Source organism: Kitasatospora sp. NPDC048722 (genome assembly GCF_040650235.1).
Lineage (GTDB): Bacteria > Actinomycetota > Actinomycetes > Streptomycetales > Streptomycetaceae > Kitasatospora.
Genome location: NZ_JBEZGX010000011.1, coordinates 52,344 through 78,167 on the forward strand (window position 1 = coordinate 52,344; position 25,824 = coordinate 78,167).

General features: G+C 72.9%; 24 protein-coding genes. 13 read left to right on the forward strand and 11 right to left on the reverse strand.

The window, feature by feature from the left end; all coding sequences use genetic code 11:
* Positions 1-43 precede the first annotated feature (43 nt).
* The 3 genes from AB0C76_RS11065 (at position 44) to AB0C76_RS11075 (ending at position 3,376) form a co-directional block, all read left to right on the forward strand.
* Positions 44-769: a class I SAM-dependent methyltransferase gene (locus AB0C76_RS11065; protein WP_359962937.1), complete on the forward strand. Its 726-nt coding sequence runs from the start codon at positions 44-46 to the stop codon at positions 767-769.
* A 94-nt stretch (positions 770-863) separates the two neighbouring features.
* Entirely contained in the window at positions 864-2,123 is a 1,260-nt protein-coding gene (locus AB0C76_RS11070; protein WP_359962940.1) for an alpha/beta hydrolase-fold protein, read from the forward strand.
* A 452-nt stretch (positions 2,124-2,575) separates the two neighbouring features.
* On the forward strand, positions 2,576-3,376 hold the full coding sequence (locus AB0C76_RS11075; protein WP_359962943.1) for a hypothetical protein: 801 nt from the start codon (positions 2,576-2,578) through the stop codon (positions 3,374-3,376).
* Positions 3,377-3,481: 105 nt separating this feature from the next.
* Here AB0C76_RS11075 and AB0C76_RS11080 read toward each other — a convergent pair whose 3' ends face one another.
* Complete coding sequence (locus AB0C76_RS11080; RefSeq protein WP_359962946.1) at positions 3,482-4,039, reverse strand: hypothetical protein; 558 nt, start codon at positions 4,037-4,039, stop codon at positions 3,482-3,484.
* A gap of 95 nt (positions 4,040-4,134) precedes the next feature.
* On the reverse strand, positions 4,135-5,034 hold the full coding sequence (locus AB0C76_RS11085) for a LysR family transcriptional regulator (protein WP_359962949.1): 900 nt from the start codon (positions 5,032-5,034) through the stop codon (positions 4,135-4,137).
* A gap of 78 nt (positions 5,035-5,112) precedes the next feature.
* Between AB0C76_RS11085 and AB0C76_RS11090 the strand changes: the two genes are divergently transcribed.
* Complete coding sequence (locus tag AB0C76_RS11090; RefSeq protein WP_359962951.1) at positions 5,113-5,847, forward strand: hypothetical protein; 735 nt, start codon at positions 5,113-5,115, stop codon at positions 5,845-5,847.
* 25 nt (positions 5,848-5,872) lie between these two features.
* Here AB0C76_RS11090 and AB0C76_RS11095 read toward each other — a convergent pair whose 3' ends face one another.
* A complete protein-coding gene (locus tag AB0C76_RS11095; RefSeq protein ID WP_359962954.1) occupies positions 5,873-6,424 on the reverse strand; it encodes a GNAT family N-acetyltransferase in 552 nt (183 codons plus the stop codon).
* A gap of 71 nt (positions 6,425-6,495) precedes the next feature.
* Here AB0C76_RS11095 and AB0C76_RS11100 point away from each other — a divergent pair, with 71 nt between their 5' ends.
* Complete coding sequence (locus AB0C76_RS11100; protein WP_359962956.1) at positions 6,496-7,713, forward strand: histidine kinase; 1,218 nt, start codon at positions 6,496-6,498, stop codon at positions 7,711-7,713.
* 17 nt (positions 7,714-7,730) lie between these two features.
* On the opposite strand, the gene coaE is transcribed toward AB0C76_RS11100, so the two are convergent.
* Both coaE and AB0C76_RS11110 read right to left on the reverse strand, forming a co-directional pair.
* Positions 7,731-8,324 (reverse strand): dephospho-CoA kinase, encoded by a 594-nt coding sequence (coaE, locus tag AB0C76_RS11105; protein WP_359962959.1) that lies wholly within the window; start codon positions 8,322-8,324, stop codon positions 7,731-7,733.
* A gap of 33 nt (positions 8,325-8,357) precedes the next feature.
* Entirely contained in the window at positions 8,358-8,996 is a 639-nt protein-coding gene (locus tag AB0C76_RS11110; protein ID WP_359962962.1) for an MBL fold metallo-hydrolase, read from the reverse strand.
* Between the two features lie 74 nt (positions 8,997-9,070).
* Here AB0C76_RS11110 and AB0C76_RS11115 point away from each other — a divergent pair, with 74 nt between their 5' ends.
* Entirely contained in the window at positions 9,071-9,496 is a 426-nt protein-coding gene (locus AB0C76_RS11115; protein ID WP_359962964.1) for a MarR family transcriptional regulator, read from the forward strand.
* Between the two features lie 33 nt (positions 9,497-9,529).
* On the opposite strand, the gene AB0C76_RS11120 is transcribed toward AB0C76_RS11115, so the two are convergent.
* Together AB0C76_RS11120 and rpsA are read right to left on the reverse strand one after the other, a co-directional pair.
* The gene (locus AB0C76_RS11120) at positions 9,530-11,749 is read right to left on the reverse strand and encodes an MMPL family transporter (RefSeq protein ID WP_359962967.1); all 2,220 of its coding nucleotides are present in this window, start codon (positions 11,747-11,749) and stop codon (positions 9,530-9,532) included.
* A gap of 224 nt (positions 11,750-11,973) precedes the next feature.
* Entirely contained in the window at positions 11,974-13,464 is a 1,491-nt protein-coding gene (rpsA, locus tag AB0C76_RS11125; protein WP_218202410.1) for a 30S ribosomal protein S1, read from the reverse strand.
* Between the two features lie 415 nt (positions 13,465-13,879).
* Between rpsA and AB0C76_RS11130 the strand changes: the two genes are divergently transcribed.
* Together AB0C76_RS11130 and hrpB are read left to right on the forward strand one after the other, a co-directional pair.
* The gene (locus AB0C76_RS11130; protein ID WP_359962970.1) at positions 13,880-14,734 is read left to right on the forward strand and encodes a class I SAM-dependent methyltransferase; all 855 of its coding nucleotides are present in this window, start codon (positions 13,880-13,882) and stop codon (positions 14,732-14,734) included.
* A gap of 7 nt (positions 14,735-14,741) precedes the next feature.
* Positions 14,742-17,252 (forward strand): ATP-dependent helicase HrpB, encoded by a 2,511-nt coding sequence (hrpB, locus tag AB0C76_RS11135; protein ID WP_359963179.1) that lies wholly within the window; start codon positions 14,742-14,744, stop codon positions 17,250-17,252.
* Between the two features lie 5 nt (positions 17,253-17,257).
* Here the strand turns inward: hrpB and AB0C76_RS11140 are convergent, their stop codons facing one another.
* Together AB0C76_RS11140 and AB0C76_RS11145 are read right to left on the reverse strand one after the other, a co-directional pair.
* Positions 17,258-17,461, reverse strand: a complete 204-nt coding sequence (locus tag AB0C76_RS11140; protein ID WP_359962973.1) for a DUF397 domain-containing protein — start codon at positions 17,459-17,461, stop codon at positions 17,258-17,260.
* Positions 17,454-18,287, reverse strand: coding sequence for a helix-turn-helix transcriptional regulator (locus AB0C76_RS11145; RefSeq protein WP_359962976.1), 834 nt, complete (start codon positions 18,285-18,287; stop codon positions 17,454-17,456). Before AB0C76_RS11145 ends, AB0C76_RS11140 begins: the two co-directional genes overlap by 8 nt.
* A 186-nt stretch (positions 18,288-18,473) precedes the next feature.
* Between AB0C76_RS11145 and AB0C76_RS11150 the strand changes: the two genes are divergently transcribed.
* Together AB0C76_RS11150 and AB0C76_RS11155 are read left to right on the forward strand one after the other, a co-directional pair.
* Positions 18,474-18,908, forward strand: coding sequence for an ATP-binding protein (locus AB0C76_RS11150; RefSeq protein WP_359962979.1), 435 nt, complete (start codon positions 18,474-18,476; stop codon positions 18,906-18,908).
* Positions 18,909-18,917: 9 nt separating this feature from the next.
* The gene (locus AB0C76_RS11155; RefSeq protein ID WP_359962981.1) at positions 18,918-19,541 is read left to right on the forward strand and encodes a hypothetical protein; all 624 of its coding nucleotides are present in this window, start codon (positions 18,918-18,920) and stop codon (positions 19,539-19,541) included.
* Between the two features lie 110 nt (positions 19,542-19,651).
* Here AB0C76_RS11155 and hemC read toward each other — a convergent pair whose 3' ends face one another.
* On the reverse strand, positions 19,652-20,578 hold the full coding sequence (gene hemC, locus AB0C76_RS11160; protein WP_359962984.1) for a hydroxymethylbilane synthase: 927 nt from the start codon (positions 20,576-20,578) through the stop codon (positions 19,652-19,654).
* A gap of 163 nt (positions 20,579-20,741) precedes the next feature.
* Between hemC and AB0C76_RS11165 the strand changes: the two genes are divergently transcribed.
* The 3 genes from AB0C76_RS11165 to AB0C76_RS11175 all read left to right on the forward strand — a co-directional run bounded on the left by AB0C76_RS11165 (position 20,742) and on the right by AB0C76_RS11175 (position 22,865).
* On the forward strand, positions 20,742-21,317 hold the full coding sequence (locus AB0C76_RS11165; protein ID WP_359962987.1) for a TetR/AcrR family transcriptional regulator: 576 nt from the start codon (positions 20,742-20,744) through the stop codon (positions 21,315-21,317).
* Between the two features lie 88 nt (positions 21,318-21,405).
* Complete coding sequence (locus tag AB0C76_RS11170) at positions 21,406-22,191, forward strand: SDR family oxidoreductase (protein WP_359962989.1); 786 nt, start codon at positions 21,406-21,408, stop codon at positions 22,189-22,191.
* 326 nt (positions 22,192-22,517) lie between these two features.
* A complete protein-coding gene (locus AB0C76_RS11175) occupies positions 22,518-22,865 on the forward strand; it encodes a hypothetical protein (protein ID WP_359962992.1) in 348 nt (115 codons plus the stop codon).
* A gap of 25 nt (positions 22,866-22,890) precedes the next feature.
* Here AB0C76_RS11175 and polA read toward each other — a convergent pair whose 3' ends face one another.
* The gene (gene polA, locus AB0C76_RS11180) at positions 22,891-25,581 is read right to left on the reverse strand and encodes a DNA polymerase I (protein WP_359963182.1); all 2,691 of its coding nucleotides are present in this window, start codon (positions 25,579-25,581) and stop codon (positions 22,891-22,893) included.
* Between the last annotated feature and the right edge of the window lie 243 nt (positions 25,582-25,824).

Below are 25,824 nucleotides of genomic sequence, written 5' to 3' on the forward strand. Positions count from 1 at the left end.
TTGATTCTGTCAAAGCCTCTCGCGGCGGCCTAGGCTCCACCCCATGAACCGCACGATCCGCACCACCGAAGACGTCCTCGCCCTCCTCGACCGCCTCTTCCCCCCGGCCGCCGACCGCTGGACCTCCGACGCCTCCGCCTGGTGGGACGGCTTCTACGCCGACCGGAGCGCCGGGCGCCCGTTCTTCGTCCCGAAGCCGGACGAGCACCTCGTCTCCTACCTCGACCGCGGCCTGGTCGCCACCGGCGGCCGGGCGCTCGACCTCGGCTGCGGTCCGGGGCGCAACGCCCTGCACCTGGCCTCGCTCGGCTTCGACGTCGACGCCGTCGACCTCTCGCCCGCCGCCGTCGCGTGGGCCGAGGAGCGGGCGGCGGAGGCCGGGCTCGCCCCGCGCTTCCACCGCGGGAACATCTTCGACGTCGAGCTCCCGCACGCCCGGTACGACCTCGTGCTCGACTCCGGCTGCCTCCACCACCTGCCGCCGCACCGCAGGGTCGGCTACCTCGCCCTGCTCGACCGGGTCCTCGCGCCCGGCGGCCACTTCGTCCTCAGCACGTTCGCCGCCGGCGCGATGGGCTCCGAGCGGCCCGACGAGGACCTCTACCGCGTCGGCGGCCTGGAGGGCGGCCTCGCCTACGCCCCCGAGGAACTGCGCGCCCTGTTCGCGGACTTCGAGCCGGTGGAGATCCGTCCGATGGCCGAGCACGCTGCGGACTCGCCGCTCTTCGGCGTGCCGTTCCTGCTCACCGCGCTGTTCCGCCGCCCCTGAGGACCCGACGGGCTCCCAGCCACCTCCCAGCCGGCAATCAGACGATCACCAGCCTTTAAGCGCCCTCTCATGTCGCCGCCCTAGCCTCCGCCGCATGAACGTCTCGCTGCTCGGCGGCTGGTTCCCGTGGACCGTGCAGGCCGTCGCCGTCGTCCTGTTCGTCACCGCCGTCGGCTGGCGGGACCGGACCTGGCGCGTCACGTGGGGCCCGATCGCACTCGGGACGGCGGCGGCGCTGACCGCGCTCGCGGCGGTCGGGGTGCTGACCCTGTCCGGCATCACCGACCCGATCCCGTTCGGCGTCTGGCTGTGGAGCGGCGTGGCGGTCGCGGCGTTCAGCGTGCTCGGCTTCGGCTGGCGCAGCGCCCGCTGGTGGCGGCGGGCGCTGGCGCCGCTCGCCGCCGTCCTCGCGCTGTTCGCGGCGGCCGACACCCTCAACGTGGCCACCGGTTACTACCCGACCATCGGCGACGCGGTCGGCGAGCTGAGCGGCGACCCGCTGCCGGACCAGATCACGCTCGCCCAGCTCGGCTCGATGCACGGGAAGACGAAGACCGGCCGCATCGTCCAGGTCGACATCCCGGACACCGCCAGCGGCTTCGCACACCGACAGGAGCTGGTCTACCTGCCGCCCGCGTGGTTCCGCAGCCAGAGCCGGCCCAAGCTGCCGGTGCTGGAGATGATCGGCGGCGAGTTCTCGGCGCCGGACAACTGGATCCGCTCCGGCGACGCGGTGAAGACGGCTGACGCGTTCGCCGCCAAGCACAACGGCTTCGCGCCGATCCTCGTCTTCGTGGACGCGACCGGCGGCTTCCGGGTGGACACCGAGTGCGTGGACGGCCCGCACGGCAACTCCGAGAGCCATCTGGTCAAGGACGTGCCGCCGTTCGTCCAGAAGACCTTCAACGCCGCCACCGACCCGCACAAGTGGGGCGTGGCCGGCTGGTCGATGGGCGGCACCTGCGCCTTCGACCTCACCGTCGAACACCCCACGGTCTTCACCCACTTCGGCGACTTCTCGGGCGACAAGGGCCCGTACATCGGCGACAAGGACCACACCGTCCAGGAGCTCTACGGCGGTGACGCCGCCGCGTGGTCCGCGCACGACCCGGTGACGGTCCTCGCCCACCACCCCAAGTACCAGGGGGTGTCCGGCTACTTCGGCCAGGGCGACGAGGAGCACGGCCAGATCGAGTCGGCCAAGGTGCTGAACGACGCGGCGAAGAAGGACGGCATCCGCACGACGACGGCCGTCGGCTCCGGCAAGCACACCTGGCAGACCGGCGCCGCGACCTTCGTCCGGGCCCTGCCCTGGCTCGCCGCCCAGCTCGGCGTCCCGGGCACCCGGGCGTAGCGGCGCCCGCCCGGGCAGCTGGTCCCCACACGAACTTCGCCGGGGAAACCCTTGACACCCCCGACCCCGCCCTCCCCTCCCCGCAACGGCCCGTCACCAGGCGGTAGAAGGCCCGCCCGGCCGTGACGGGCCGCCGGACGGCGGTGCCCATCGCCGGCCCGCCATGGCTTCTTCCGCGGGCGCACACACGTTCGGCACCGGGCGGGTGCAACTGCCGGGCAGGCCCGGCTACCAGCCGGTACCCCACTTTGCAAGGGATGGCTGGATAGCACTAAGTTTCGACCGCCGTCGGCGCCGCCCCCGAGCTGAGCACCCCTCAGTCCTCGGTCGGGCACGGTGCCGTCCGGCAGGACGTCCGGGGGAAGGACCAGCCGTGCCGCGTGCCCGCCAGGGCCGGGAGCCACCGGGTGCCCGACCCCGATCCAGTACACCGGACACGTGAGGACCGTCAGTTGCGCACCACCCGCACGGCCACCGCCGCCTTCACGGCCCTGCTCTGCCTCGGCGCCCTCAGTGCCTGCGGTCCCGACAACGGCGGCCAGGACGCGGCCAAGACGACCGCCCCGGCCCCGGCCTCCACCGCCGCTCCGGCGACCGGGAGCACCACCGCCGCGACTCCCGCCGACGGTGCCACGGGAACGTCGACGGGCAACCGGATCCCGGCCAAGGCCTGGATGGACGCCAGGAGCGTCCCGCTGGACGACACCCTCCACTGGGCCCCGCTCGCCGCGAACGCCAGCCCCGTCCCGCGTCCGGTCGTGTTCAAGGGCATGGAGCTGTGCCACGCCCAGGTCGCCAAGGACGACACGTCGACGTTCACCGGCTCGGCGGCCGCCAAGGCCACGGTCGGCTTCGGCGGCGAGCACTGGACGGCCCAGCAGACCCTGCTCTTCGAGGGCGACCCGACCCACAGCAGCGGCACCAAGCAGCTCACCAACCTGGCCGAGGAGCACCTCACCGCGGCCGTCAAGGACTGCGCCAAGACCGCTCCGAACGCCACCGTGAAGGTGACCGCCCCGGGCGGGGCCGACGTCCCGTACTTCGCCGCGGCCGTGACGGTCCCGCAGCCCGACGGCACCGTCGTCACGCTGCACGAGTACGTCGTGGTGGCCGGCGGCACGGTGAGCGAGCTGTCGGTCTGGGCCACCGCCAAGGCCGGCGCCCAGCCGAAGGAGGCCTGGACGGCCCCCGACGACAAGTACGTCGCCACCGGCATGACGGCCCCGCTCTGCGAGGCCCTCCCGGGCTGCTGAGCAGCCCACGAAGACCGCCCCGGGCGCGATCCCGGGGCACGACGGGTCGGCCCGTCCGGCACAGGGGACCGGACGGGCCGGCCCGTCACCACGTGCGGCCGGCCGTCAGAGACCGAGGCGGCTCAGCGCGGTCGTCCAGTCGGAGGCGATCGCTCTGCGCGCGGCGTCGAGCGTGACCTGCCCGCCGCACACCGCCTTCTTCAGCCGGTTCTCGACGGTGTCCTTGCTCTGCGCCGGCTCGTTGCCGTACCGCGGCTCGGGCCACAGGTTCCGCGGGTCGCGCGGGGCGCCGCCGAGCTCCAGGGGGACGAAGTGGTCCTCCTCGTAGTCGGCCGGATCGGTGTCCGAGAAGCCGTACTGCGCGATCTGCTGCACCTTCAGGGCGTTGGTGTAGCTCGCCGGCGGGCGCACGGTGGCGGTCCAGCCGGAGACGCAGATCGTCTTCTGGATGGTCGCCTGGGTGACGGCCGGGTTGTACGCGCCCGGCGTGCAGGACGGGTCGGGCAGCGGCAGGTAGGCGCGCGAGCAACCGGCCGCACGGGCACCGGACTCGTGCGCGGACGGGTGCGAAGCGGCCTGCGCGGTCCCGGTCCCGGCGGCGATCCCGGCCGCGGCGAGGGCGGTGGCCGCGGCGACCACGGTCAGGCGCTGACGAATGATCATGGAGGCTCTCTCCTGGGGCCGGCCCGGCCGGCTGCCGGGCGACTGTGCCCATGACAGCAGCGCCACCACGAACACCGTCAGCCCCAGGACGTGAACTACTCGGTAAGAGTTTGCCGGCTCGTCAACTCGCGGGCCAGCAGTGCCGCCGGGCCCTCCGGCAGGCTGCCGTGCACGAGTTCGGTGCGGTGCACCAGGCGCGGCGCCGTGACCGGCACCCCGACGACACCGGGGGCGGCGGCGAGGGCGGACGGCGGCAGCAGCACCAGGCCGTGGCCGGTGGCCACGAGCGCGAGCAGGGCGTGCACGTCCGTGCCGCGGTAGCGGGCGGCGGGGCGGAAGCCGTCGGTGCCGGTGGCCGCCCGCAGGCGGGCGGGCGGCGGGGTGAGGTCGGGGGCGTCGAGCCAGCGGGCGGCGGACAGGTCGGCGAGCGCGACCCCGGGCCGGCCGGCCAGCGGGTGCCCGGCGGGGAGCGCCACGACGACCGGCTGCTCGGCCACGGCGACGGTGCCGAGCGGGCCGACGTCGGGCAGCGGCAGCGGGTCGCTGGGCGCGGCGAGCCCGTCGACGAGGGCGAGGTCGACGTCCCCGGTGGCGACCAGCGCGGGCAGCGCGTCCTGGGCGAGCACCCGCACGTCCACCTCCGCGCGCGGGTACGTCCGGCGCACCTCACCGAGCGCGCGCCCGACCGCGGTGTCGAGCGCCAGCGGGGTGGCGCCGATCACCAGCCGGGCACTCGCGGCACCGGCCAGGCGCGCGACGTCGGCGCGCGCCGCCTCCAGCCGCACGAGCAGCGGCGCGGCGTGCTCCAGCAGTCGCCCGCCCGCCTCGGTCGGCCCGACCGGGCGGCGGACGAGCAGCGGTGCCCCGAGGTCCGCCTCCAGCGCGGCGATCTGCTGCGAGACGGCGGACTGCGTGTAGCCGAGCTCGCGCGCCGCCTCGGAGAACGAGCCGAGGCGGACGACGGTGACGAAGGTGCGCAGCTGCTGGGGATCCACAGTCTCATCAGCCGATCTGATCGAGAGGTAAGAAATCATCGTTGGCGCTGATCTCGGGTGCCGGGCCAGGATAGCCGCATGACCTACCAGACCCCGCGCATCGCCCTGGTCGGCGACCGCTCCCCCGCCGTTCGCTCGCACGCCCGCATCCCCGGTCTGCTCGACGCCCTCGCCACCCGCGACCAGCTCGACCTGGACGCCTACTGGATCCCCACCGAGGACGCCGGGGCGCCCGGCGCCCTCGACGGCTTCGACGCGATCTGGCTGCTCCCCGGCAGCCCCTACCGCAGCGAGGACGGCGCCCTGGCCGCCGTCCGGACCGCCCGCGAACTCGGCATCCCGTTCCTCGGCACCTGCGCCGGATTCCAGCACGCGGTGCTGGAGTTCGCCCGCCACGTCTGCGGCATCGGCGACGCCGTCCACGCCGAGCAGGACCCGGACCGGGACGAGCAGGTCATCGCGCCGCTCGCGTGCTCGCTGGTCGGCCACGAGGGCGCGGTCACCGTCACCCCCGGCACGCTCGCCGAGCGCGTCCTCGGCACCACCCGCACGCTGGAGCGCTACCACTGCGCGTACGGGCTCAACGCCGACTACCTGGACCGGCTGCGCGAGCACGGGCTGCGGTTCAGCGGCACGGACGACGCGGGCTCGGTGCGCATCCTGGAGCTGACGGACCACCCCTTCTTCCTGGCCTCGCTGTTCCAGCCGGAGCTGTCCGGCGACGGCACCCGCCCGCACGCGATGATCCGCGCCCTGGCCGCCGCCGCGGTCGAGCGGGCCGCCGCGGCCGAGCGCGCCGGGGCCGGGGCCTGACGCCCGCCCACCCGGCGCCGGCCCGTCACATCGGCAGCGACCGCAGCCGCACCGCCCCCTCCGGCCAGGCGGCACCCGCCCGCAGCGGCGCCCACATCGTGCGCAGCGGCATCACGGCGAGCCGCCCGCCGGGCTGCTCGACCGTCACCTCGCCGGGCACCTCCCGGAAGCCCAGCCGCCCGTAGAGGCCGACGAGCGGCGGGCGGCAGAACAGCAGGGCGTACGCGGGGCCGAGCGTGCGGGCGTGGTCGAGGGCGGCCCCGACCACGGCGCGCGCGAGGCCGCCGCCGCGCCGGTCGGCGGCGACGGCGACGCCCCCGACGCCGACGGCCGGCACGTCCGCGCTCCCGATCGTGAGGGGCAGCGGCAGCAGGCCGGTGTGCGCGACGAGCCGGCCCCCGGCGGACCGGACGCCGAAGTGGATCTCCTTGGGCAGGAACGTCAGCCCGGTGTGCGCCACGCCGTAGGGGTCGTCGCCGGGCCCGAGGATCTCGTCCTGGTCGGCGCGGGTGTACTGCGGCAGCCGTACGACCTCGACCGGCGCGGCGGGGCTCCCGGAGGGAAGATGATCAGTCATCCCCCCATGGTCGCTTCCGGGGCGAACGCAATCCAGGGCCCGCCGGAACCCCGGTGTGGAAGCATGCCCCCATGCGCCAGCCCACCGACCAGCAGCCCGGGGACCACCCGGTTCCCGGCCTGCGGGCCGCCCACCGCTCCACCATGCTGGTGAGCCTGCCGGTCCGGCTGCCCGCCCCGGTCGTCGCGCTCGCCCCGACCGTCCTCGCCCTGCTGATCCTGGTCCCGCTCGCCGCGGGCGACCCGGAGGTCGGGCCGACCTCCTCCCCCGGGCTCAACGCCGGCCTGCTGGCGATCGGCGCGCTCGCCCTCGCCTTCCGCTGGCGCGCCCCGGCCACGGTCACCGCGCTCACCCTGCTGGGCGGCCAGCTCCCCCTCGCCGTCGCGCTCTACGGGTTCTCCGCCCGGCGCGGCCGGACCCACGCGCTCCTCGTGATCGCCGTCCTCGCCGAGATCCGCCTGCTCATCCCGTTCGACCTCGGCGACCTCGGCACGCTGAACGACTTCGCCAACATCATCGAGGACCCCCTCGTCTACGGCGCCGTGCCGCTCGCCCTCGGCCTCACCGCCCACCAGCGCGCCCGCGCCGTCGACCTGCTCGCGGACCGCAACCGCCTCCTGGAGGCCGCCCGGCAGCACGCCGAGGAACGCGCCGCCGCCGCCGAACGGGCCAGGCTCGCCCGGGAGATGCACGACGTCGTGTCCAACCGGGTCTCGCTGATCACCCTGCACGCCGGCGCCTGCCAGGTCGCCGCGCCGAACGATCCGGCCGTCGTCAGGGAGACCCTCGGGCTGATCCGCGCCCTCGGCCTGCAGGCCCTCACCGAACTGCGCGGACTGCTGGGCGTGCTGACGCCCGCGTCCGACGAGGGCCCGTCCCTGGGCGGACTGCCCGCGCTCGTCGGGGAGTCCCGCCGGGCCGGCCTGTCCGTACGGCTGAACGTCGACGGCCCGGCGGACGGCGGGCCCGAACCGAGCCCCGCCGTCCAGTACGCCGCCTACCGGATCGTCCAGGAGGCACTGACCAACGTGCACAAGCACGCCCCCGCCGCCACCGTCGCCGTCACGGTCGGGATCCGCGCGGACGGGCTGCGCCTGTCCGTCGTCAACTCCCCCGGCGACGGCGCCGAGGACCCCCGTCTGCCCTCCGGCGGGCACGGTCTGGACGGCATGCGCACCCGCGCGGACGACCTCGGCGGCACCCTGGAGGCGGGCCCCACCCCGGAGGGCGGCTTCGCCGTCCGGGCCCGTCTGCCGCTCACCGCCGACGTGCCGGCCGAGGCCGTCTGATCACCGGAGCCGTCTGATCAGCCGCGGGGCCGCAGCCGCGACCACACCTCGGCGACGCGGGGCGCCAGGTCCTCCAGCGGGCCGCTGTTGTCGATCACGATGTCCGCGATCGCGAGCCGCTCCTCCCGGGTGGCCTGCGCGGCCATCCGGGCCCGGGCCTCGTCCTCGGTCATGCCTCGCAGCTCCACCAGCCGCGCGACCCGCACGTCGTCCGCCGCGTCGACCACGACGACCAGGTCGTACAGCGGGCCGAGCCCGTTCTCCGCGAGCAGCGGCACGTCGTGCACGACGACGGCGTCCGGCGCGGCGGCGGCCTCCAGCTCGGCCGAGCGGGCCCGCACCAGCGGGTGGACGATCGCGTTCAACGCCTGGAGCCGGTCCGGGGCGCCGAACACGATCGCACCGAGGGCCGGGCGGTCCAGCGAACCGTCCGGCCGCAGCACCGCGGAGCCGAACTCGGCCACCACGGCGGCGAGTCCGGCCGTCCCGGGCGCGACCACCTCGCGGGCGATCACGTCGGAGTCCACGATCACCGCGCCGTGGGCGGCGAGCAGCCGGGACACCTCGCTCTTGCCGGCGCCGATGCCACCCGTCAGTCCGATCTTCAGCATGGCGCCAGGCTACCGGCGCCATGCTCCCGGCGGTCAGCCGAGGTCGAGGCTCTCGCCCTCGCCCAGCGCTCGCAGCCGGGCACCGCCCGGCCCGTCCTCGCCGACCAGGCGGGTGTGCACGGCGAGCCCGATCGGGCTGAGCACCGCGTCGTGCACGGGCACCGCCACGCGCGGGGCGGCCTCGCGGACGTAGTCGACCAGTTCGCCCACCTTGCTCCAGGGCGCGCCGATCGGCAGCAGCAGCGTCTCGACGGCGTGCGGCGGCACGGTGAGCGCGTCGCCGGGGTGGAAGAGGCGGCCGCCGAACAGGAAGCCGATGTTCTTCACGAGCGGGACGTCCCGGTGGATCTCCGCGTGCCACTCGCCGTGCACGGACACCTCCAGCCCGCCGAGCTCGAACGCGTCGCCCTCGCCGACCACGCCGACGCGCTGCGCCACGCCGTCGAGCTGGGCGGCCACCGCGCCGTTGGTCCACACCCGCAGGGCGGGGTCGGCCTCCAGGGCGGCGCGCAGCCGGGACTCCTCGAAGTGGTCCATGTGCTCGTGGGTGATCAGGACGGCGTCGGCCCCGGCGAGGGCGCCGGGGTCGGTGAACATTCCGGGGTCGATGACGACGGTGGTGCCGTCGTGCTCCAGGCGTACGCAGGCGTGTCCGAACTTGGTGATTCGCATGGAAAAACAATACAGCGAAACTACACAGCACGGCTACACAGTTTTGCTGCACAGATTCCCGGTAGGCTTGTGCCATGAACAGTCCGGCCCCCGAGACCCTCGAACTCGCCGCCGACCTGCGCGCCGCCCTCGGCAGCCTGGTCCGCTCCCTGCGCGACAACGACGAGCTGCCCCAGAACCAGGCCGCCGTCCTCGGCCTCCTCGTCCGCGACGAACGCGCCTACACCGTCGCCGAGCTCGCCGAGCACCAACGCGTGCGCCACCAGTCGATGGCCCGCACCGTCGCCCTGCTCACCGAGGCCGGCCTGGTCACCCAGGGCCCGCACCCCACCGACGGCCGCAAGCTGCTCGTCACCGCCACCGGGGCCGGCCGCGACGCCCTCCTCGAACAGCGCGCCCGCCGCGAGGCGCAGATCGCCGCCGCCATCGAGGACCGCCTCACCCCCGAGGAGCGGCAGACCCTGCGCGCGAGCGTCGCCCTGCTGAGCCGGCTGCGCTGAGACCCCGGCACCGGGCCGGCCACGCCGGGCCCGTTACTGCGCCGCCGGCGCCGGGCCCGTCCCCGAGCCCACGAGCTCCGGACGCTGCGCCGGGATCACCGCTGGCGCGATCGGCGGCAGCTCGACGTGCTCACTCAGCCCGAAGCGTCGGTGCAGCCGCCGCAGCGGCGCCGGCGCCCACCAGTTGAACTCGCCGAACAGGCTCATCGCAGCCGGCACCAGCAGGCAGCGCACCAGCGTGGCGTCCACCGCGACGGCGACCGCCAGCGCGATGCCCATCTGCTTGACCATGAGCATGTCCCCGAGCGCGAACCCGGCGAAGACGATCACCATCAGCAGCGCCGCCGAGGTGATGATCCGCCCGCTGCGCTGCACGCCCAGCTCCACGGCCTTCGCGCAGCTGTAGCCGCGCGAGTGCAGCTCCTTGATCCGGGCGAGCAGGAACACCTCGTAGTCCATGGACAGCCCGAACGCGAACGCGAAGACCAGCACCGGGATGAAGGTCTCCAGCCCGCCGGTCGGACTGAACCCGAGCAGCCCGCTGAAGTAGCCGTCCTGGAAGATCAACGTGAGCGCGCCGAGCGAGGCGCCCAGCGAGAGCAGGTTCATCAGCAGCGCCTTGACCGGCATCACCACCGAGCCGGTCATCAGGAACAGCAGCACCAGCGTCCCGAGCGCGACCAGCCCGAGCGCCCAGGGCCCGCGCGAGGTCAGCTCGTTCGAGAAGTCGACCACCGAGGCGGCGCCGCCGGTCACGTAGGTCTTCAGCCCGCCGCGGTCGGCCCGCAGCTCGTCGACGACCTGCTTGGCCGTCCCGCCCTGCGGGTCCCCGTGGACGAGCACGTCGATCGTCGAGACGGAGTCGCTCACCGGCGTGACCGCCCGCACCCCGCTCACCCCGGGCAGCTTGGCGACGACCTCGTCCGCGTACGCCTGCGCCACCGGCGCCCCGCCCTCGACCACCACCGTGATCGGCGCGGCGGCGACCTGCGGGAAGCGCTGGTCGATCACGTCCGCGACCTGCCGCCCGGCCGAGGAGGCGGGCAGCACGGCCGCGCCGGAGTTGCGCATCTCCGCGTGCAGGAACGGCGCCCCGGCCGCCATCAGCAGCGCCGTGCAGGCGAGCGCGACGGGCACCGCCCGCTTGCGGACCCGTCGGACGGTCCGGCTGAAGAAGCCCTCGTCGGGCACCGGCGCGGCGGGCGCCTTGATCCGCGAGCCGGCGAAGCCGAGCAGCGCGGGGATCAGGGTGAGCGCCGCGGCGACGGCGATCACGACCACGCTCACGCCGGCGGCGGCGACGGCCCCGAGCACCGGGCTGGTGAAGACGAAGAGGCCGGAGAGCGCGACGGCGACGGTCAGCCCGGAGAACGCGACGGTGCGCCCGGCGGTCGCGGCCGTGCGTTCGACGGCGGCGGCGATGCCGGCGCCGAGCCCGCGTTCCTCGCGGAAACGGTTCACCATGAGCAGCGCGTAGTCGATCGAGAGCCCGAGCCCCAGCACGGTGGCGATCGGCAGCACGCTGGTGTCGATGTCCATGATCCGGCTGAAGCCGAACATGGCCAGCAGCGCCCCGCCCACCGAGGCGACCGCGCCGATCACCGGCAGACTGGCCGCGGCGAGGCCGCCGAAGACCAGCACCATGACGACGAGGGTGAGCGGCAGGGTCACGATCTCGCCGAAGCGGGTGTCCCGCTCGGTCTGCTTCTTGACCTCCTGCTGGAGCACGAGGTCACCACCCACCGTGACGTGCGCGCCGCCGGTGCCGTTCAGCGCCGCCAGCCGCTGCGTGACGGCGCCGGCCTGGGCGCCCGTGCTCGTGTCGGCCATGCGGACGGTCACCAGACTCGCGTTCCCGTCGGCGGAACGCAGCGCGGCGGCGGCCGGCCCCGGCCCGTAGGCGTCGTTCGCGGAGGCGACGCCGGGCAGGGCGGCGATCTCCTGGGTGGCCTTGGCGACGGCCGCGCGTACCGCCCCGTCGTCCACCGGCCTCCCGTCGACGACGGCGGTGACGACTCCCCGGGCCGGATCGGCCGCGGTGGCGACCGCGCTGCCGCGGTCGGCCTCGGAGCTGGCCGAGGAGGCCCCGGCGACCGACCCCTCGAAGACCCGGCCCCCGATCAGGACCCCGACGACCAGGACGACGGCCCAGAAGCCGAGGACCCAGCGCCGGTGCCGGAAGCAGAACCGCCCGAGGGCGGCGAGCCGCCCGCGGACCCGGAGGTCGGCGGCAGCGGCGGAAGGCTTGTGCATAAAGGAGAGCCTTTCGGGCAGTTCTCCTCAATGTAGGCGCAACCGGGACGCCGGCCTAGGGACGGGCGATGAGCCCCATCTCACAATTTCCTTCACATAAAGCACACTTAAGATCGCGCACTCGAAAGATCACCGGGTCCCGCACGGCAAAAAGCGGAACCCCCGCCCGGTGATCCGAGCAGGGGTCCCGCTTTCGGTATTGCTACCTAGCCCTCAGGCTGCGATCAGCTCTGGCCGCCGGCCAGCTTCTCGCGCAGGGCGGCCAGGGCCTCGTCCGAGGCGAGAGCGCCGGAGCCCTCGTCGCTGCTGGACGAGTAGGAGCCACCGGCGGCAGCGGCGACGGCGTCGCCACCCTCGGCAGCGGCCTCGGCGTCGGCCTCGCGGCTCTTGATGACCTGGGCCTGGTGCTGCTCGAAGCGGGCCTGCGCCTCGGCGTACTGGCGCTCCCACTCCTCACGCTGCTTCTCGAAGCCGGGCAGCCAGTCGTTCGCCTCGGGGTCGAAGCCCTCCGGGTAGATGTAGTTGCCCTGGTCGTCGTAGGAGGCGGCCATGCCGTACAGGGTCGGGTCGAACTCGACCTCGGCCGGGTTGGCACCCAGGGCCTCGTTGGCCTGCTTCAGCGAGAGGCTGATGCGACGACGCTCGAGGTCGATGTCGATGACCTTGACGAAGATCTCGTCGCCGACCTGGACGACCTGCTCCGGGATCTCGACGTGGCGCTCGGCCAGCTCGGAGATGTGGACCAGACCCTCGATGCCCTCGTCCACGCGGACGAACGCACCGAACGGAACCAGCTTGGTGACCTTACCCGGGACGACCTGACCGATCTGGTGCGTGCGGGCGAACTGCTGCCACGGGTCCTCCTGGGTCGCCTTCAGCGACAGGGAGACGCGCTCGCGGTCCATGTCAACGTCGAGAACCTCGACGGTGACCTCCTGGCCGACCTCGACGACCTCGGACGGGTGGTCGATGTGCTTCCAGGACAGCTCGGAGACGTGCACCAGGCCGTCGACGCCACCCAGGTCCACGAAGGCACCGAAGTTGACGATCGAGGAGACGACGCCGGAGCGCACCTGGCCCTTCTGGAGGGTGGTGAGGAAGGTCTGGCGGACCTCGCTCTGGGTCTGCTCCAGCCAGGCACGGCGGGACAGGACCACGTTGTTGCGGTTCTTGTCCAGCTCGATGATCTTGGCCTCGAGCTCCTTGCCCACGTAGGGCTGGAGGTCGCGGACGCGGCGCATCTCGACGAGCGAGGCCGGGAGGAAGCCGCGGAGGCCGATGTCGAGGATGAGACCACCCTTGACGACCTCGATGACGGTACCGGTGACGATGCCGTCCTCTTCCTTGATCTTCTCGATCGTGCCCCAGGCACGCTCGTACTGAGCGCGCTTCTTGGACAGGATGAGACGACCCTCCTTGTCCTCCTTCTGGAGAACCAGGGCCTCGATGTTGTCACCGACGGCGACGACCTCGTGCGGGTCAACGTCGTGCTTGATCGAGAGCTCGCGGGACGGGATGACGCCCTCGGTCTTGTAACCGATGTCGAGGAGGACCTCGTCACGGTCGACCTTCACGATGACGCCCTCGACGATGTCGCCATCGTTGAAGTACTTGATGGTCTCGTCGATGGCGGCGAGGAAGGCCTCCGCGTCGCCGATGTCGTTGACCGCGACCTGCGGGGTGGTGCTGAGGGAGGAGTCGGTGGGGCTCGTCATTAGGAAAAGGGCTCCGGTACGGACATGAAAGTCGTAGGTAATGCCACGCGGAGGGCCCGTATCGCTCCCACCGAAAGCCGGACAGCCAAGAACACGGCGCACCGGGCTTCCCGTAGACAACGAGAACCGGCGTCCGTCTTGCGACCGTGGGGTCTTCGACAGATGCGAGCGCGACCTGCTCCGTCCGAGGCGCGCAGGCCCGCAGCGCAACTTGTAGCATACGGGGACGACCAGGCACGGTCAACGCCAAGAGCGGCAAGACGGTGGAGCCTGGTACGGATCAGGCCATATCCTCCGATTGCGCGCCTCACGGCGGCGCCCGCAGGGGCCCTACTCCCCGGATGCCACCGCCTGGATCCGAACCCTCTCGGGCCGTCTCGCGGCAGCGGCGCTTCCGCACACCACACCCTACGCGATGGGCATTATCACCGTGGCCACCACCCCCCAGTCCGAGCTTCACGATCTTGACGACGACGGCGACGACGCGGTAAGGCGCCAGGCCGGAGCCGGTGAGAGCAGCCGCGCCAGCCGGCACTGGTGGGACCGCAACGCGGACGAGTACCAGGACGAGCACGGCGAGTTCCTCGGCGACGACCGCTTCACCTGGTGCCCGGAGGGCCTGGACGAGGCCGATGCCCGGCTGCTCGGCGAGGTGGCCGGAAAGGACGTCCTGGAGCTCGGCGCCGGCGCCGCCCAGTGCTCGCGCTGGCTCGCCGGCCGGGGCGCCCGGCCGGTCGCCCTGGACATCTCCTTCCGCCAGCTCCAGCACTCCCGCCGGATCGACCTCGGCCGCGGCGGCACCCCCGTCCCGGTGGTCCAGGCCGACGCCGCCGTCCTGCCCTTCGCCGACGGCTCCTTCGACCTCGCCTGCTCCGCGTACGGCGCCGTGCCGTTCAGCGCCGACACCGCCCGCCTGATGCGCGAGGTGCACCGGGTGCTGCGGCCCGGCGGGCGCTGGGTGTTCTCGGTGACCCACCCGATCCGCTGGGCCTTCCCCGACGAGCCCGGCGTCGAGGGCCTCACCGCGTCCGCCTCCTACTTCGACCGCACCCCGTACGTCGAGGAGGACGAACAGGGGCGCGCCAGCTACGTCGAGCACCACCGCACGATCGGCGACCGGGTCCGCGAACTCGTCGGCGCCGGATTCCGGTTGCTCGACCTGGTCGAGCCGGAGTGGCCGGCCGGCCTGGAGCAGGAGTGGGGCGGCTGGTCCCCGCTGCGCGGGCGGCTGATCCCGGGCACCGCGATCTTCGTGGCCGAGCGGGGCTGACGCCTTGGTGAACCCCTCGTGGCGCGAGCTCCCCGTCCGCACCGCGCTGCCGGCACTGCACCACGCACTGGACGACGTCGGCACCGCCGTGCTCGCCGCGCCGCCCGGCACCGGCAAGACGACGCTGGTGCCGCTGGCGCTCGCCGGCCTGCTCTCCGGCGGGCCGGTCCGACGGGTGCTGGTCGCCGAGCCGCGCCGGCTCGCGGTACGGGCCGCCGCGCGGCGGATGGCCTGGCTGCTCGGCTCGTCCGTGGGCCGCGAGGTCGGCCACACCGTGCGCGGCGAGCGTCGCGTCGGACCCTCGACGGTCGTCGAGGTCGTCACCACCGGCGTGCTGCTGCAACGGTTGCAGCGCGACCAGGAGCTCCCGGGCGTGGACGTCGTCGTCCTGGACGAGTGCCACGAACGGCACCTGGACGCCGACACCGCGCTCGCGTTCCTGCTGGACGTCCGGGAGACGCTGCGGCCGGAGCTGCGGCTGGTCTGCGCCTCGGCCACCTCCGACACCGAGGCCTGGGCCGAACTCCTCGGCGGCGCACCGGTCGTGGAGGCGCACGGCGTCTCCCACCCGGTCGACGTCGTGTGGGCACCGCCGCCGCGTGCCGTCCGCCCGGCGCACGGCACGCGGGTCGACCCGGCACTGCTGGACCACGTCGCGGCGGTGGTGCGGCGGGCGTTGAGCGAACAGGAGGGGGACGTGCTCTGCTTCCTGCCCGGAGTCGGCGAGATCGCGCGCGTGGCGGGGCAGTTGGGCGGCCTGTCCGCAGACGTCCTCCAACTGCACGGCCGCGCCCCGCAGGCCGTCCAGGACGCCGCGCTCACCCCGTCCCCGTCGCGGCGGGTCGTGCTCTCGACCGCCGTCGCCGAGTCCTCGCTCACCGTGCCCGGCGTCCGGGTCGTGGTCGACGCCGGACTCGCCCGCGAACCGCGCACCGACCACGCCCGCGGCCTGTCCGCCCTCGTCACCGTCCGCGCCTCGCTCGCCGCCGCCCGGCAGCGGGCCGGGCGAGCGGGTCGCGAGGCCCCGGGCACGGTCTACCGCTGCTGGGCCGAGGCCGAGGACGCGCTCGCCGCCCGCTTCCCCACGCCCGAGATCGCCCTCGCCGACCTCACCCCGTTCGCTCTGCAGGCCGCCTGCTGGGGCGACCCCGACGCCGGCGGCCTGGCCCTGCCCGACCGGCCCCCGGCGGGCGCGACGGCCGCCGCCCGGCAGACGCTCCAGGCGCTGGGCGCGGTGGACGCCGACGGCCGGGCGACGGCGCGCGGCGTCCGCCTGGCCCGGACGGGGCTGCACCCCCGGCTCGCCCGGGCACTGGTCGACGGCGCCCCCGCGGTCGGTGCGCGGCGAGCGGCCGAGGTGGTCGCACTGCTGTCCGAGGAGCCGCCGCGCGCGCTGGGCGACGACCTGGGGGCGGTATGGCGGACGGTCCGTACGTCCGGCGACCCCTACGCGGGCCGCTGGCGCGAGGAAGTCCGCCGCTTGCAGCGCGCCACCTCCGACGAGCCCGCCACCGACCTCCCCGAGGCGACCGCCGCCGGCCTGGTGGTCGCCCTGGCCTTCCCCGAACGAATCGCCCGCGCACGGATCGAGAAGCCGGCCCCCGGCGAGCGCAGCCCCTACCTGATGGCGTCCGGAACGGCCGCCGAACTCGCCCCCGGCACGACGCTGGGCGCCCTCCCCTGGCTCGCCGTAGCCGTCGCCGACCGCCCGGCGGGCTCACACTCCGCCCGCATCCTGCACGGCGCGGCGCTGGACGAGGACACCGCCCGCCTCGCAGGCACGGCGCTGCTCACGGCCCGGGAGGAGGTCCACTGGGACACCCGACGGAGCGAGGTGGTCTCCCGCCGGGTCGAATCCCTGGGCGCGATCGAACTCTCCGAGAAGCCGCTGAACCGCCCCGACCCCGCGCTGGTCCGCACCGCCCTCCTGGACGGCCTGACCCGCGAGGGCGTGAGCGCCCTCCTGACCTGGCCCTCCCCCGGCCTACGCGAACGCCTCGCCTTCCTGCACACGGCGATCGGCACCCCCTGGCCGGACGTGAGCGACGACGCCCTCCTCGAACGCGCGGAGGAGTGGCTGGAACCCGAACTCTCCCGCGCCCGCCGCCGCGCCGACCTCGCGAGGATCGACACGACGTCTGCCCTCCAGCGTCTACTCCCCTGGGCCACCGGAGAAGCAGGCCGCCTGGACGAGTTCGCCCCCGAGCGCATCACCGTCCCCAGCGGCTCGAAGATACGAGTCGACTACACCACCGAACGCCCAGTGCTGGCAGTCAAGTTGCAGGAACTCTTCGGCTGGACGGCTGCGCCCGCCCTGGCCGGCGGCCGCGTCCCGCTGACCATCCACCTGCTCTCCCCCGCAGGCCGCCCCGCCGCAGTGACAGGGGACCTGGCGAACTTCTGGCAAAACGGCTACCACGCCGTCCGAGCAGACCTCAGAGGCCGCTACCCCCGCCACCCCTGGCCGGAGGACCCGACCACGGCGGAACCCACCCGCCGCACCAACGCGAGGAAGTGACGGAGCTACCGCTCCGAGAAGTCGCCGACCTGAAGCCCCGAGAGGAACGACGCCCAAGCGGGGGCCGGAAAGACGAGCACCGGCCCCTGCGGGTCCTTGGAGTCACGGACCGGCACACCACCACGGCCCCCGATCGCCACCTCGATGCACTGTCCCTGCTGAGCGCTGTACGAGCTCTTGCGCCAAACGGCGCTGCGCAGGTCATCCATGATCAAAACCCTTCCGCACTTCTCGAATGAAGTCGACGCTCGCCGCCCGGGACAACGCTTCGACCTGGAGGTGATCGTACTGACTGGCCCAGTCGGCCAACGTCTCCGGATCGCGTTCGAGGAAGCCCCTCTTCTGCGTCTCCCCATAGCCAACCATGGCCCTGTTCGGCATGGTGAGCAACGTAATTGGATGCGCGAACGGCCTGAGTTCACCCAGTGAGAACGGGCTGACTTGAAGGAGGACGCGGGGCCGAGCAGCAAGGACCTCCAGGTGCCGCAGTTGCTCGACCATGACGTCGCTGCCACCGATGGACCGCCGTAGCGCCCCCTCGTCGATGACCGCGTGGATGAGCGGCGCGGGGTCGCGATCAAGAATCTGCTGCCTGTGGAGTAGCAGTTCGGTTCGTTCGTCGGCCCCCTGCTGCGAAGAGGCACCCCGACCGACCAGCGCCCCCTGATACGCCCGAACGTACGCAGCGGTCTGCAGGAGGCTCGGAATGATGTTGATCTCGAACAGCCGCATGGCCGCAGCCTTCGACTCCTCGCGGAGATACTCCTCGAAGCCCTCGAACAGGATTCGCTGGCCCGACTTGCCCCATTCCGCCAGAAGCTGCTCGCCCTGCCCGAACGCCCTGTCCAGTTCAGTTGCAATGCGACGAGTTGCTTTTCTCCGACCATTTTCAAGGGCCGAGATGTGCGACGACGTGCACCCGACAAGCCCTGCAAGGTGCTCCTGCGTCCACCCCCACTGCTCGCGCAACGTGCGGAGGAGCGCCCCGAACTCGGCCGCCGGGGAGGCCTGCGGGTCAAGCTCCCTCTTGTTCACAGCGATTCGCCCTACCAATCAATCAGCTTGGACAAGTTGAACAGCTCGGAAGCCTAAAGGAGAGTGGATGCACTGGGTAGCCGGATCACTACCCATCGAAACGGCGCTGTGGTGCAACCGCCGCATGCGCAGCGTGATTGCGCACTACCCTCGCGCTCCCTCATCCGCCCCCTGAGGAACTTCGCCATGCTCGTCTCCCACCGCCCCCGCACGTTCGCCGCCCGACTGGACTCCCGGGCCGAATCCACGCCCGTCGCACGACAGTTGCTGCGCGCATACCTCTCGGCCCTCCCTTTCGGCGAGCGCTACTCCGACATCGCCGAACTGCTCCTCGGCGAACTCTTCGCGAACGCCGTCCAGCACTCCGACGCGCCCGCCGACCGCCTCGTCGAGGTCCGCTTCGCCCTCATCGGCGACCGCCTGCGCCTCGAAGTCCACGATGCCGGCACCCGCCGCCCGTCGCTCCACTCCCCCACGCCCGACGACGAGCACGGGCGTGGGGTGCTACTCGTCAACGAGCTGGCCGAGAGGTGGGGTTGCTGCCCCCGAGCCGGTGGGGTCGGCAAGTTCGTCTGGGCGCTGATCGCCCCTTACCCCGCTTCCGTCCTCCTCACCGCCTGAAGGCACCTGATGCGCCTCTCCACCCTCGCCCGGCACCTGTTCGACGCCGGCTCCACCCCCGCCGAGGTCTACGCCGCCCTCGCCCGCCGCACCCGCGATCCCCTCCGCGCCGCCCGCGCAGTCTGCGGCGCCCTCGGAGTCCCGTCCGCCGACACCCGACTCCGGCTCGACGACTGCTTCGACGCCCTGCTCGCCGACCCCCGCCCGAACTCCGAAGCCGACACCGGCGAACTCCTCGAAGCCCTGGGCGTGTTCGACATCCCCAAGGAACACGACGCCCGCGAGCTCGCCATCATCGACCTCTTCGTCACGGCGATCGACGCCCTCGGCGGCATCCGCGCAGGCCACCGACACGGCCTGGCCCGCTGGTTCACCACCGGCAACCTGACAGCCGCCTACCTCTCCCTCGCCGCCACAAACCCCCGCCCGGGCACCGGCGACCCCACCCACTACTGGACCACCCTCGTCACCGCCGGCGAACTCCTCACCACCACCCCCACCCCGGACCCCCGCCTCAAACCCGCCCTCACCCACTGCCGCACCCAAGCCGCCACCCACAGGAAGTCGCCCCCACCGACTTCCTGCGCAGCGGCCCGGCCCCCGCTCCGGGACGGGCACGTTCTACGACCGTGACCCGGGATCTCCACAGAACCCCGTTGCCGCGATGCGCCGTTGGGCAGGCCGTGCCATACCGGCCGCCGCCTCACCGCCCACACCGACGCCTCCCGGCCCGGATGCCCACCTCAGACCGCGACCCGGACCTCCGCCAGAATGTCCTCCGCGCCTCGGTCCAGCAGGAGACCGGCCACCTGCACGCCCAGCTTCTCCGGCTCGCTCAACGGGCCGGAGAGCCAGGCCTCCACCTGCCGCCCGCCGTCCACGGAAGTGACCTGCCCGTGCAGGGTCAGCGCGTCTCCATCCGCCTTGCCGAAGGCGCCGACCGGCACGGAACACCCGCCGTGCAGCTCGGCCAGCATCGCCCGCTCGGCCCGTACCTCCGCGTCGGTCGCCGGGTCGCCGGAACCGGCCAGGATCTCGCGGGCAAGCCCGTTGTCCTCGCGGATCTGGATGCCCAGCGCGCCCTGGCCCGGCGACGGGGGGAACAGCCCGATCGGCAGGATCTCGCTGATCTCCTCGTCGCGGCCGAGCCGCTTGATACCGGCAGCGGCCAGGACCACGGCGTCCAGTTGGTGGGTCCGGAGCTTGCCGAGCCTGGTCGGAACGTTTCCCCGGATCTCCACCGGCACCACGTCCGGCCGGGCGTGGAGCAATTGAGCAATCCGGCGCGACGCGGACGTGCCGACCCTGCCGCCGTAGGGGAGGTCGGCCAACCTCGAACCGCACAGCGCGTCGCGCACGTCCGCGCGGCGCGGCGGGGGCAGGAGGACCAGGCCGGGCGGGTTCGCGGTCGGCAGGTCCTTGAGCGAGTGCACGATCACATCGACCTGACCGGACACCAGGGCGTTCACCTGGTTCACCGAGAAGGCGGAGCCGCCGCCGCGCTCCGACACCTCCCGGAGGGCCGACCGGCGGTCCTGGTCACCGACCTCCGTGATCACCCGATGGCGGAAGGCCACGTCGGGAAAGCGCTCCCGCAGCGGCGCCAGGAACTCCCTGACCTGAGCCCGCGCCAGGTGACTGGCCCGCGACCCCACGATCAGTGTGCTCATATGCCAACTCCTGGCACCAGAAGGGACGTTGAGCGCATGCTACCCGCCTCGAACGCGCCTGCTTTCCGACGTTATGTCGGAAACCGCGTCTCCGCCCGCGCCGAGGACCGGCACACGGTCCGATTACTTGACCCGCAGGTCAAATATTCACTACGGTAGCGGCATGGGCAGGCCGAAGAGCTTCGAACCGGACGTGGTCATCGCACGGGCGATGGAGACGTTCTGGACCAAGGGCTACGCCGGCACGTCCCCCGCCGATCTCGCCGAGGCGACCGGAGTGGCCAAGGGCAGCCTGTACCACTCCTTCGGCTCCAAGCGGGAGTTGTTCACCAAGGCACTGGACCTCTACGGGCGGACGGGCTCGGAGGTGACCGAGGAGTTCCTCTCACGGCCGGGGACCGCCAAGGAGCGCATTCACGCCTACCTCGTGCTGCTCGTGGACATGGACCTGGACGGGCCGGTCCGTCGCGGGTGTCTCGCACAGAACACGGTCGAGGAGCTCGGCGGGCGGGACGAGGAGGCCACCCGCACGGTGCACCGCATCGAGGAGCGCATGGTCGAGCTGTTCGCGGCCCGCATCGAGCGAGGGCAGCGGGACGGTGACGTCGACCGGGACGTCGACGCCAGGGCGCAGGCGCTGTTCATCCAGACCACCCTCGCCGGACTGCGGGTCATGGCCAAGACGTTCGACCGGCCGGTCCTGCTCCAGATCATCGACACGGCCCTGGCACGCCTCTGAGCCGCAGCGCCTCGGGGGCGGCTTTTTTGCGCCCTGATTTTAGACCTCAAGTTCAAGAATCCGTCGTACGAGAAACGGGGGAGAGATCATGGATCTCGACATCAGCGGGAAGACCGCTCTGGTCACCGGAGCGAGTCGCGGCATCGGCCTCGCGATCGCTCGGACCCTGACCGCGGAGGGGGTCCGCGTGGTGGGTGCCGCCCGAACCGTCACCCCCGAGCTGGAGAAGGTCGCCGCCGCAGCCGTGTCCGTCGACCTGAGCGCCCGCGACGGCGCACGGTCGATGGTCGATCAGACGCTCGCCGCGGTCGGTGGGATCGACTTCCTCGTCAACAACGTGGGCGGCGACACGGGGAACCTGTCCCTGGCCGGGTTCCTGGACGTCGACGACGAGCAGTGGCGGACGGTCTTCGACCTCAACCTGTTCAGTGCGGTGTGGACCACCAAGGCGGCGCTGCCCAGCATCCTGGAACGCAAGGGCGCGATCGTGAACATCTCCTCGATCAACGCCCGCATGCCCACCGGCGCGCCGATCGGCTACGCGGAGGCCAAGGCGGCGTTGAACCAGTTCGGGAAGCGTCTCAGCGAGGAGCTGGCGCCACGCGGTGTCCGCGTGAACACCGTCTCCCCGGGCCCCACGGCCACTCCGGTGTGGACCGATCCGGACGGTTTCGGCGGCAAGGTGGCCGCCGCGTCCGGACTGGGCCACGGCGACCTGCTCGTGGGCCTGCCCGGGCAGTTCGGCATCGCCTCGGGGCGCCTCACCCAGCCCGAGGAGGTGGCGAACCTGGTCGCCTTCCTGCTGTCCGACCGCGCCGCCAACATCCACGGCGCCGACCACGTCATCGACGGCGGCACCCTCAAGACCGTCTGACGACGTCCGGGCCCGCCGGCTCCGGTCAGTGCACGGAGCCCGGGGTGAACGCCGGGGCCGGGGGGCGCGGGATCGGGATGCCGGTCTGGGTGGGGCTGCACGTGATGACCCGGCCTGCCGGGTCATGGGCGCAGGTTCGGTACGGGTCGGGTTGCTGCGGGGTCGTCGTGCAGTCGGTGCAGGGCACGGGCGGGATGGTGTGGGGGTCCTGGGCGGTCGGGGGCTTCGGGTCCGCGGGCTTCGGCTTCGGGGTGGGGGTGTCGGCCGTTCTGGGGCGCGCCGGGGGGCCCGTCGGCTTCCTTGTGAGGGGGGCCGGGGCCTCGCTCGTGGGTTCTGCTGCGGGGGTCGGCGTCTCCGTCGCGGACGGCTGCGGTGACGGCGAGGCTTCGGTCGGTGTCGGCGTCGGCGTCGGCGTGGCGGTGGCCGTCGCAGTCGGGCTCGCGGTCGGGCTCGCGGTCGGGCTCGCGGTCGCCGTCGCCACCGCCGTCGGCGTCACGCCGTCCGCGCCGGACAGGGCCCACACCGACCCGCCGACGAGCAGCAGTGCCGCCGCGCCCGCGGACGGGATCACCACCCTCGGTCTCCGCAACCACGTCCCCGAATCGGCCACTGCCGCTCCCCCCGCTCCTCGCACGATGATCGCGCAGAGAATAGCGGCGGGCCCGGACGCGTGACGCGTCCGGGCCCGCCGCTAGGGCATCAGTGCGCGGCGGCCTCCCAGTTGGCGCCGACGCCGACGGAGACGTCGAGCGGGGCGCGCAGCGGGTAGGCGCCGGCCATCTGCTCGCGCACGATCGCCTCGACCGGCTCGCGCTCGCCCGGGGCCAGTTCCAGCACGATTTCGTCGTGGACCTGGAGCAGCATCCGGGAGGTGAGGCCGGCCTCGCGCAGGGCGTCGTCGACGCGCAGCATGGCGATCTTGACGATGTCGGCGGCCGAGCCCTGGATCGGGGCGTTGAGGGCCATCCGCTCGGCCATCTCGCGGCGCTGGCGGTTGTCGCTGTTGAGGTCGGGCAGGTAGCGGCGGCGGCCGAGGAGGGTCTCGGTGTAGCCGGTGGCCCGGGCCTCGTCGACGACGCGGCGCAGGTAGTCGCGCACGCCGCCGAAGCGCTCGAAGTAGGTGTCCATCAGGCCCTGCGCCTCGGCCGGCTTGATGCCGAGCTGCTGCGAGAGCCCGTACGCGGAGAGCCCGTAGGCCAGGCCGTAGGACATCGCCTTGATCTTGCGGCGCATCTCGGCGTCCACCGAGCCGCCCGGGACCTCGAAGACCTGGGAGGCGACGGTGGTGTGGAGGTCCTCGCCGGAGGCGAAGGCCTCGATCAGGGCCTCGTCCTCCGACAGGTGGGCCATGATGCGCAGTTCGATCTGGGAGTAGTCGGCCGTGAGCAGCGACTCGTAGCCCTCGCCGACGACGAAGGCGCGGCGGATGGCGCGCCCCTCCTCCGTCCGGACGGGGATGTTCTGCAGGTTGGGGTCCTGCGAGGAGAGCCGGCCGGTGGCGGCCACCATCTGGTTGAAGGTGGTGTGGATGCGGCCCTTGGGCGAGACCGTCTTGAGCAGGCCCTCGACGGTGGTGCGCAGCTTGGCCTGGTCGCGGTGGCGCAGCAGGATGACCGGCAGTTCGTTGTCGGTCTGGGTGGCGAGCCAGGTGAGGGCGTCGGCGTCGGTGGTGTAGCCGGTCTTGATCTTCTTGGTCTTGGGGAGGGCGAGCTCGCCGAAGAGGATCTCCTGGAGCTGCTTGGGCGAGCCGAGGTTGAACTCGTGCCCGGCGGCGGCGTGCGCCTCCTCGACGCAGCGCTGGATCTCGGCGGCGAACTGCGTCTCCAGCGTGGTGAGCCAGTCGCGGTCGGCGGCGATGCCGTAGCGCTCCATGCGGGCGAGCAGGGCGGCGATGGGCAGTTCCATGTCGCGCATGAGCTCGACGGCGCCGACCTCGGCGAGGCGGGTGTCGAAGAGGGCGGCGAGGTCGAGGACGGCGCGGGCCTGGAGCATGAGGGCCTGGGCGCCTGCGGCCGGGTCCTCCTCGGGGGCGTCGAAGGCGAGCTGGCCGCTCTCGGCCGCCGGGGCGGCGGGGGTGAGCGAGCGGGCCAGGTACTCCTCGGCGAGGACCTCCAGCGTGAAGGTGCGCCGGCCGGGCTTCTCCAGGTAGGCGGCGAGGGCGGTGTCGGCGACGACGCCCTCGATCGTCCAGCCGCGCTCGGCGAAGGCGCGCATGACCTGCTTGGCGATGTGCAGGGCCTTGGGGGCGGCTGCGTCGGCGAGCCAGGCGGCGAAGGCCCGCTCGTCCTCCTCGGCGAGCAGGGCCGGGTCGAACCAGGCGGCCGTCTCCCCGACGGCGAGGGCGACTTCGGTGACCTCGCCGGAGCCGAGCGCCCACTGGTAGACGGCGGCCAGCGCCACCGGCGTCTTGCCGTCGGCGGCGTGCTCGCGCAGCCAGGAGGCCAGCGTGCCCGGGTCGGTGAGCAGTTCGCCGTCGACCTCGACGCCGGGGGCGAGTTCGGCTTCGGCGGTCTCCGAACCGCCGGCCGGGTCGATGCCGAAGACGCGGTCGCGGAAGTTTGCGTTGCGGAACTCCAGCGACTCCATCAGGGTGCCGACGGCGGCCTTGTCGAAGGAGGCGCGGGCCAGGTCGGGTACGCCGAGCGGGAGTTCGACGTCGCGGACGAGCTCGGTGAGGACGCGGTTGCGCTTGACGGAGTCGAGGTGCTCGCGCAGCTTCTCGCCGATCTTGCCCTTCACCTCGTCGGCGCGGGAGACGAGTTCGTCGAAGGAGCCGAACTGGTTGACCCACTTGGCGGCGGTCTTCTCGCCGACGCCGGGGATGCCGGGCAGGTTGTCCGACGGGTCGCCGCGCAGGGCGGCGAGGTCGGGGTACTGGCGCGGGGTGACGCCGTACTTCTCGGCGACCTTCTCCGGGGTGTAGCGGGTGAGTTCGGAGACGCCCTTGGTCGGGTAGAGGACGGTGACGTGCTCGGTGACCAGCTGGAGGGAGTCCCGGTCGCCGGTGACGATGTCGACGTCGAAGCCGGCCGCCTCGGCGGCGGTGGCCAGGGTGGCGATGATGTCGTCGGCCTCGAAGCCCTCGACCGTCAGCCGCGGGACGTTCATCGCGTCGAGCAGTTCGCCGATCAGGCCGATCTGGCTGCGGAACTCGTCGGGCGTCTTGGCGCGGTTGGCCTTGTAGTCGGGGAACTCGACGGAGCGGAACGTCTGGCGGGAGAGGTCGAAGGCGACCGCGAGGTGGGTGGGCTGCTCGTCACGGACGGTGTTGGCGAGCATCGAGGCGAAGCCGTAGACGGCGTTGGTGGGCTGGCCGGTGGAGGTGTTGAAGTTCTCCACGGGCAGGGCGTAGAAGGCCCGGTAGGCCATCGAGTGCCCGTCGAGCAGCATCAGCCGGGGCCGCCGGCCGGCCCCACCGCCACCCGTCGCGCCCTTGTCCGTACTCTGCGTAGCCACGTCAACGTCCGTTCCTGCCGATTCCACTACCGGCCACCGATCCTATGGCCCGGCGCCGACAAAACGGGGCGCGCCGGACGGGAGTACGACGCGCGCGGGCCGTGGGAGGCGGCGCGCACGGACGCGGGTGCGGCGCGCGGGGCGGAGCGGCGGGCCGCGGTCACTACCGTCGAGTAG

Coding starts and splice junctions, on each gene's coding strand:
- AB0C76_RS11170 (WP_359962989.1), top strand. CDS start 21,406: ATGGATCTCGACATCAGCGGGAAGACCGCTCTGGTCACCGGAGCGAGT.
- AB0C76_RS11095 (WP_359962954.1), bottom strand. CDS start 6,424: ATGACTGATCATCTTCCCTCCGGGAGCCCCGCCGCGCCGGTCGAGGTC.
- AB0C76_RS11155 (WP_359962981.1), top strand. CDS start 18,918: ATGCGCCTCTCCACCCTCGCCCGGCACCTGTTCGACGCCGGCTCCACC.
- AB0C76_RS11110 (WP_359962962.1), bottom strand. CDS start 8,996: ATGCGAATCACCAAGTTCGGACACGCCTGCGTACGCCTGGAGCACGAC.
- rpsA (WP_218202410.1), bottom strand. CDS start 13,464: ATGACGAGCCCCACCGACTCCTCCCTCAGCACCACCCCGCAGGTCGCG.
- AB0C76_RS11165 (WP_359962987.1), top strand. CDS start 20,742: ATGGGCAGGCCGAAGAGCTTCGAACCGGACGTGGTCATCGCACGGGCG.
- AB0C76_RS11140 (WP_359962973.1), bottom strand. CDS start 17,461: ATGGATGACCTGCGCAGCGCCGTTTGGCGCAAGAGCTCGTACAGCGCT.
- AB0C76_RS11065 (WP_359962937.1), top strand. CDS start 44: ATGAACCGCACGATCCGCACCACCGAAGACGTCCTCGCCCTCCTCGAC.
- AB0C76_RS11100 (WP_359962956.1), top strand. CDS start 6,496: ATGCGCCAGCCCACCGACCAGCAGCCCGGGGACCACCCGGTTCCCGGC.
- AB0C76_RS11120 (WP_359962967.1), bottom strand. CDS start 11,749: ATGCACAAGCCTTCCGCCGCTGCCGCCGACCTCCGGGTCCGCGGGCGG.
- AB0C76_RS11130 (WP_359962970.1), top strand. CDS start 13,880: ATGGGCATTATCACCGTGGCCACCACCCCCCAGTCCGAGCTTCACGAT.
- AB0C76_RS11150 (WP_359962979.1), top strand. CDS start 18,474: ATGCTCGTCTCCCACCGCCCCCGCACGTTCGCCGCCCGACTGGACTCC.
- AB0C76_RS11115 (WP_359962964.1), top strand. CDS start 9,071: ATGAACAGTCCGGCCCCCGAGACCCTCGAACTCGCCGCCGACCTGCGC.
- AB0C76_RS11080 (WP_359962946.1), bottom strand. CDS start 4,039: ATGATCATTCGTCAGCGCCTGACCGTGGTCGCCGCGGCCACCGCCCTC.
- hemC (WP_359962984.1), bottom strand. CDS start 20,578: ATGAGCACACTGATCGTGGGGTCGCGGGCCAGTCACCTGGCGCGGGCT.
- polA (WP_359963182.1), bottom strand. CDS start 25,581: ATGCTGCTCGACGGGCACTCGATGGCCTACCGGGCCTTCTACGCCCTG.
- AB0C76_RS11090 (WP_359962951.1), top strand. CDS start 5,113: ATGACCTACCAGACCCCGCGCATCGCCCTGGTCGGCGACCGCTCCCCC.
- coaE (WP_359962959.1), bottom strand. CDS start 8,324: ATGCTGAAGATCGGACTGACGGGTGGCATCGGCGCCGGCAAGAGCGAG.
- AB0C76_RS11070 (WP_359962940.1), top strand. CDS start 864: ATGAACGTCTCGCTGCTCGGCGGCTGGTTCCCGTGGACCGTGCAGGCC.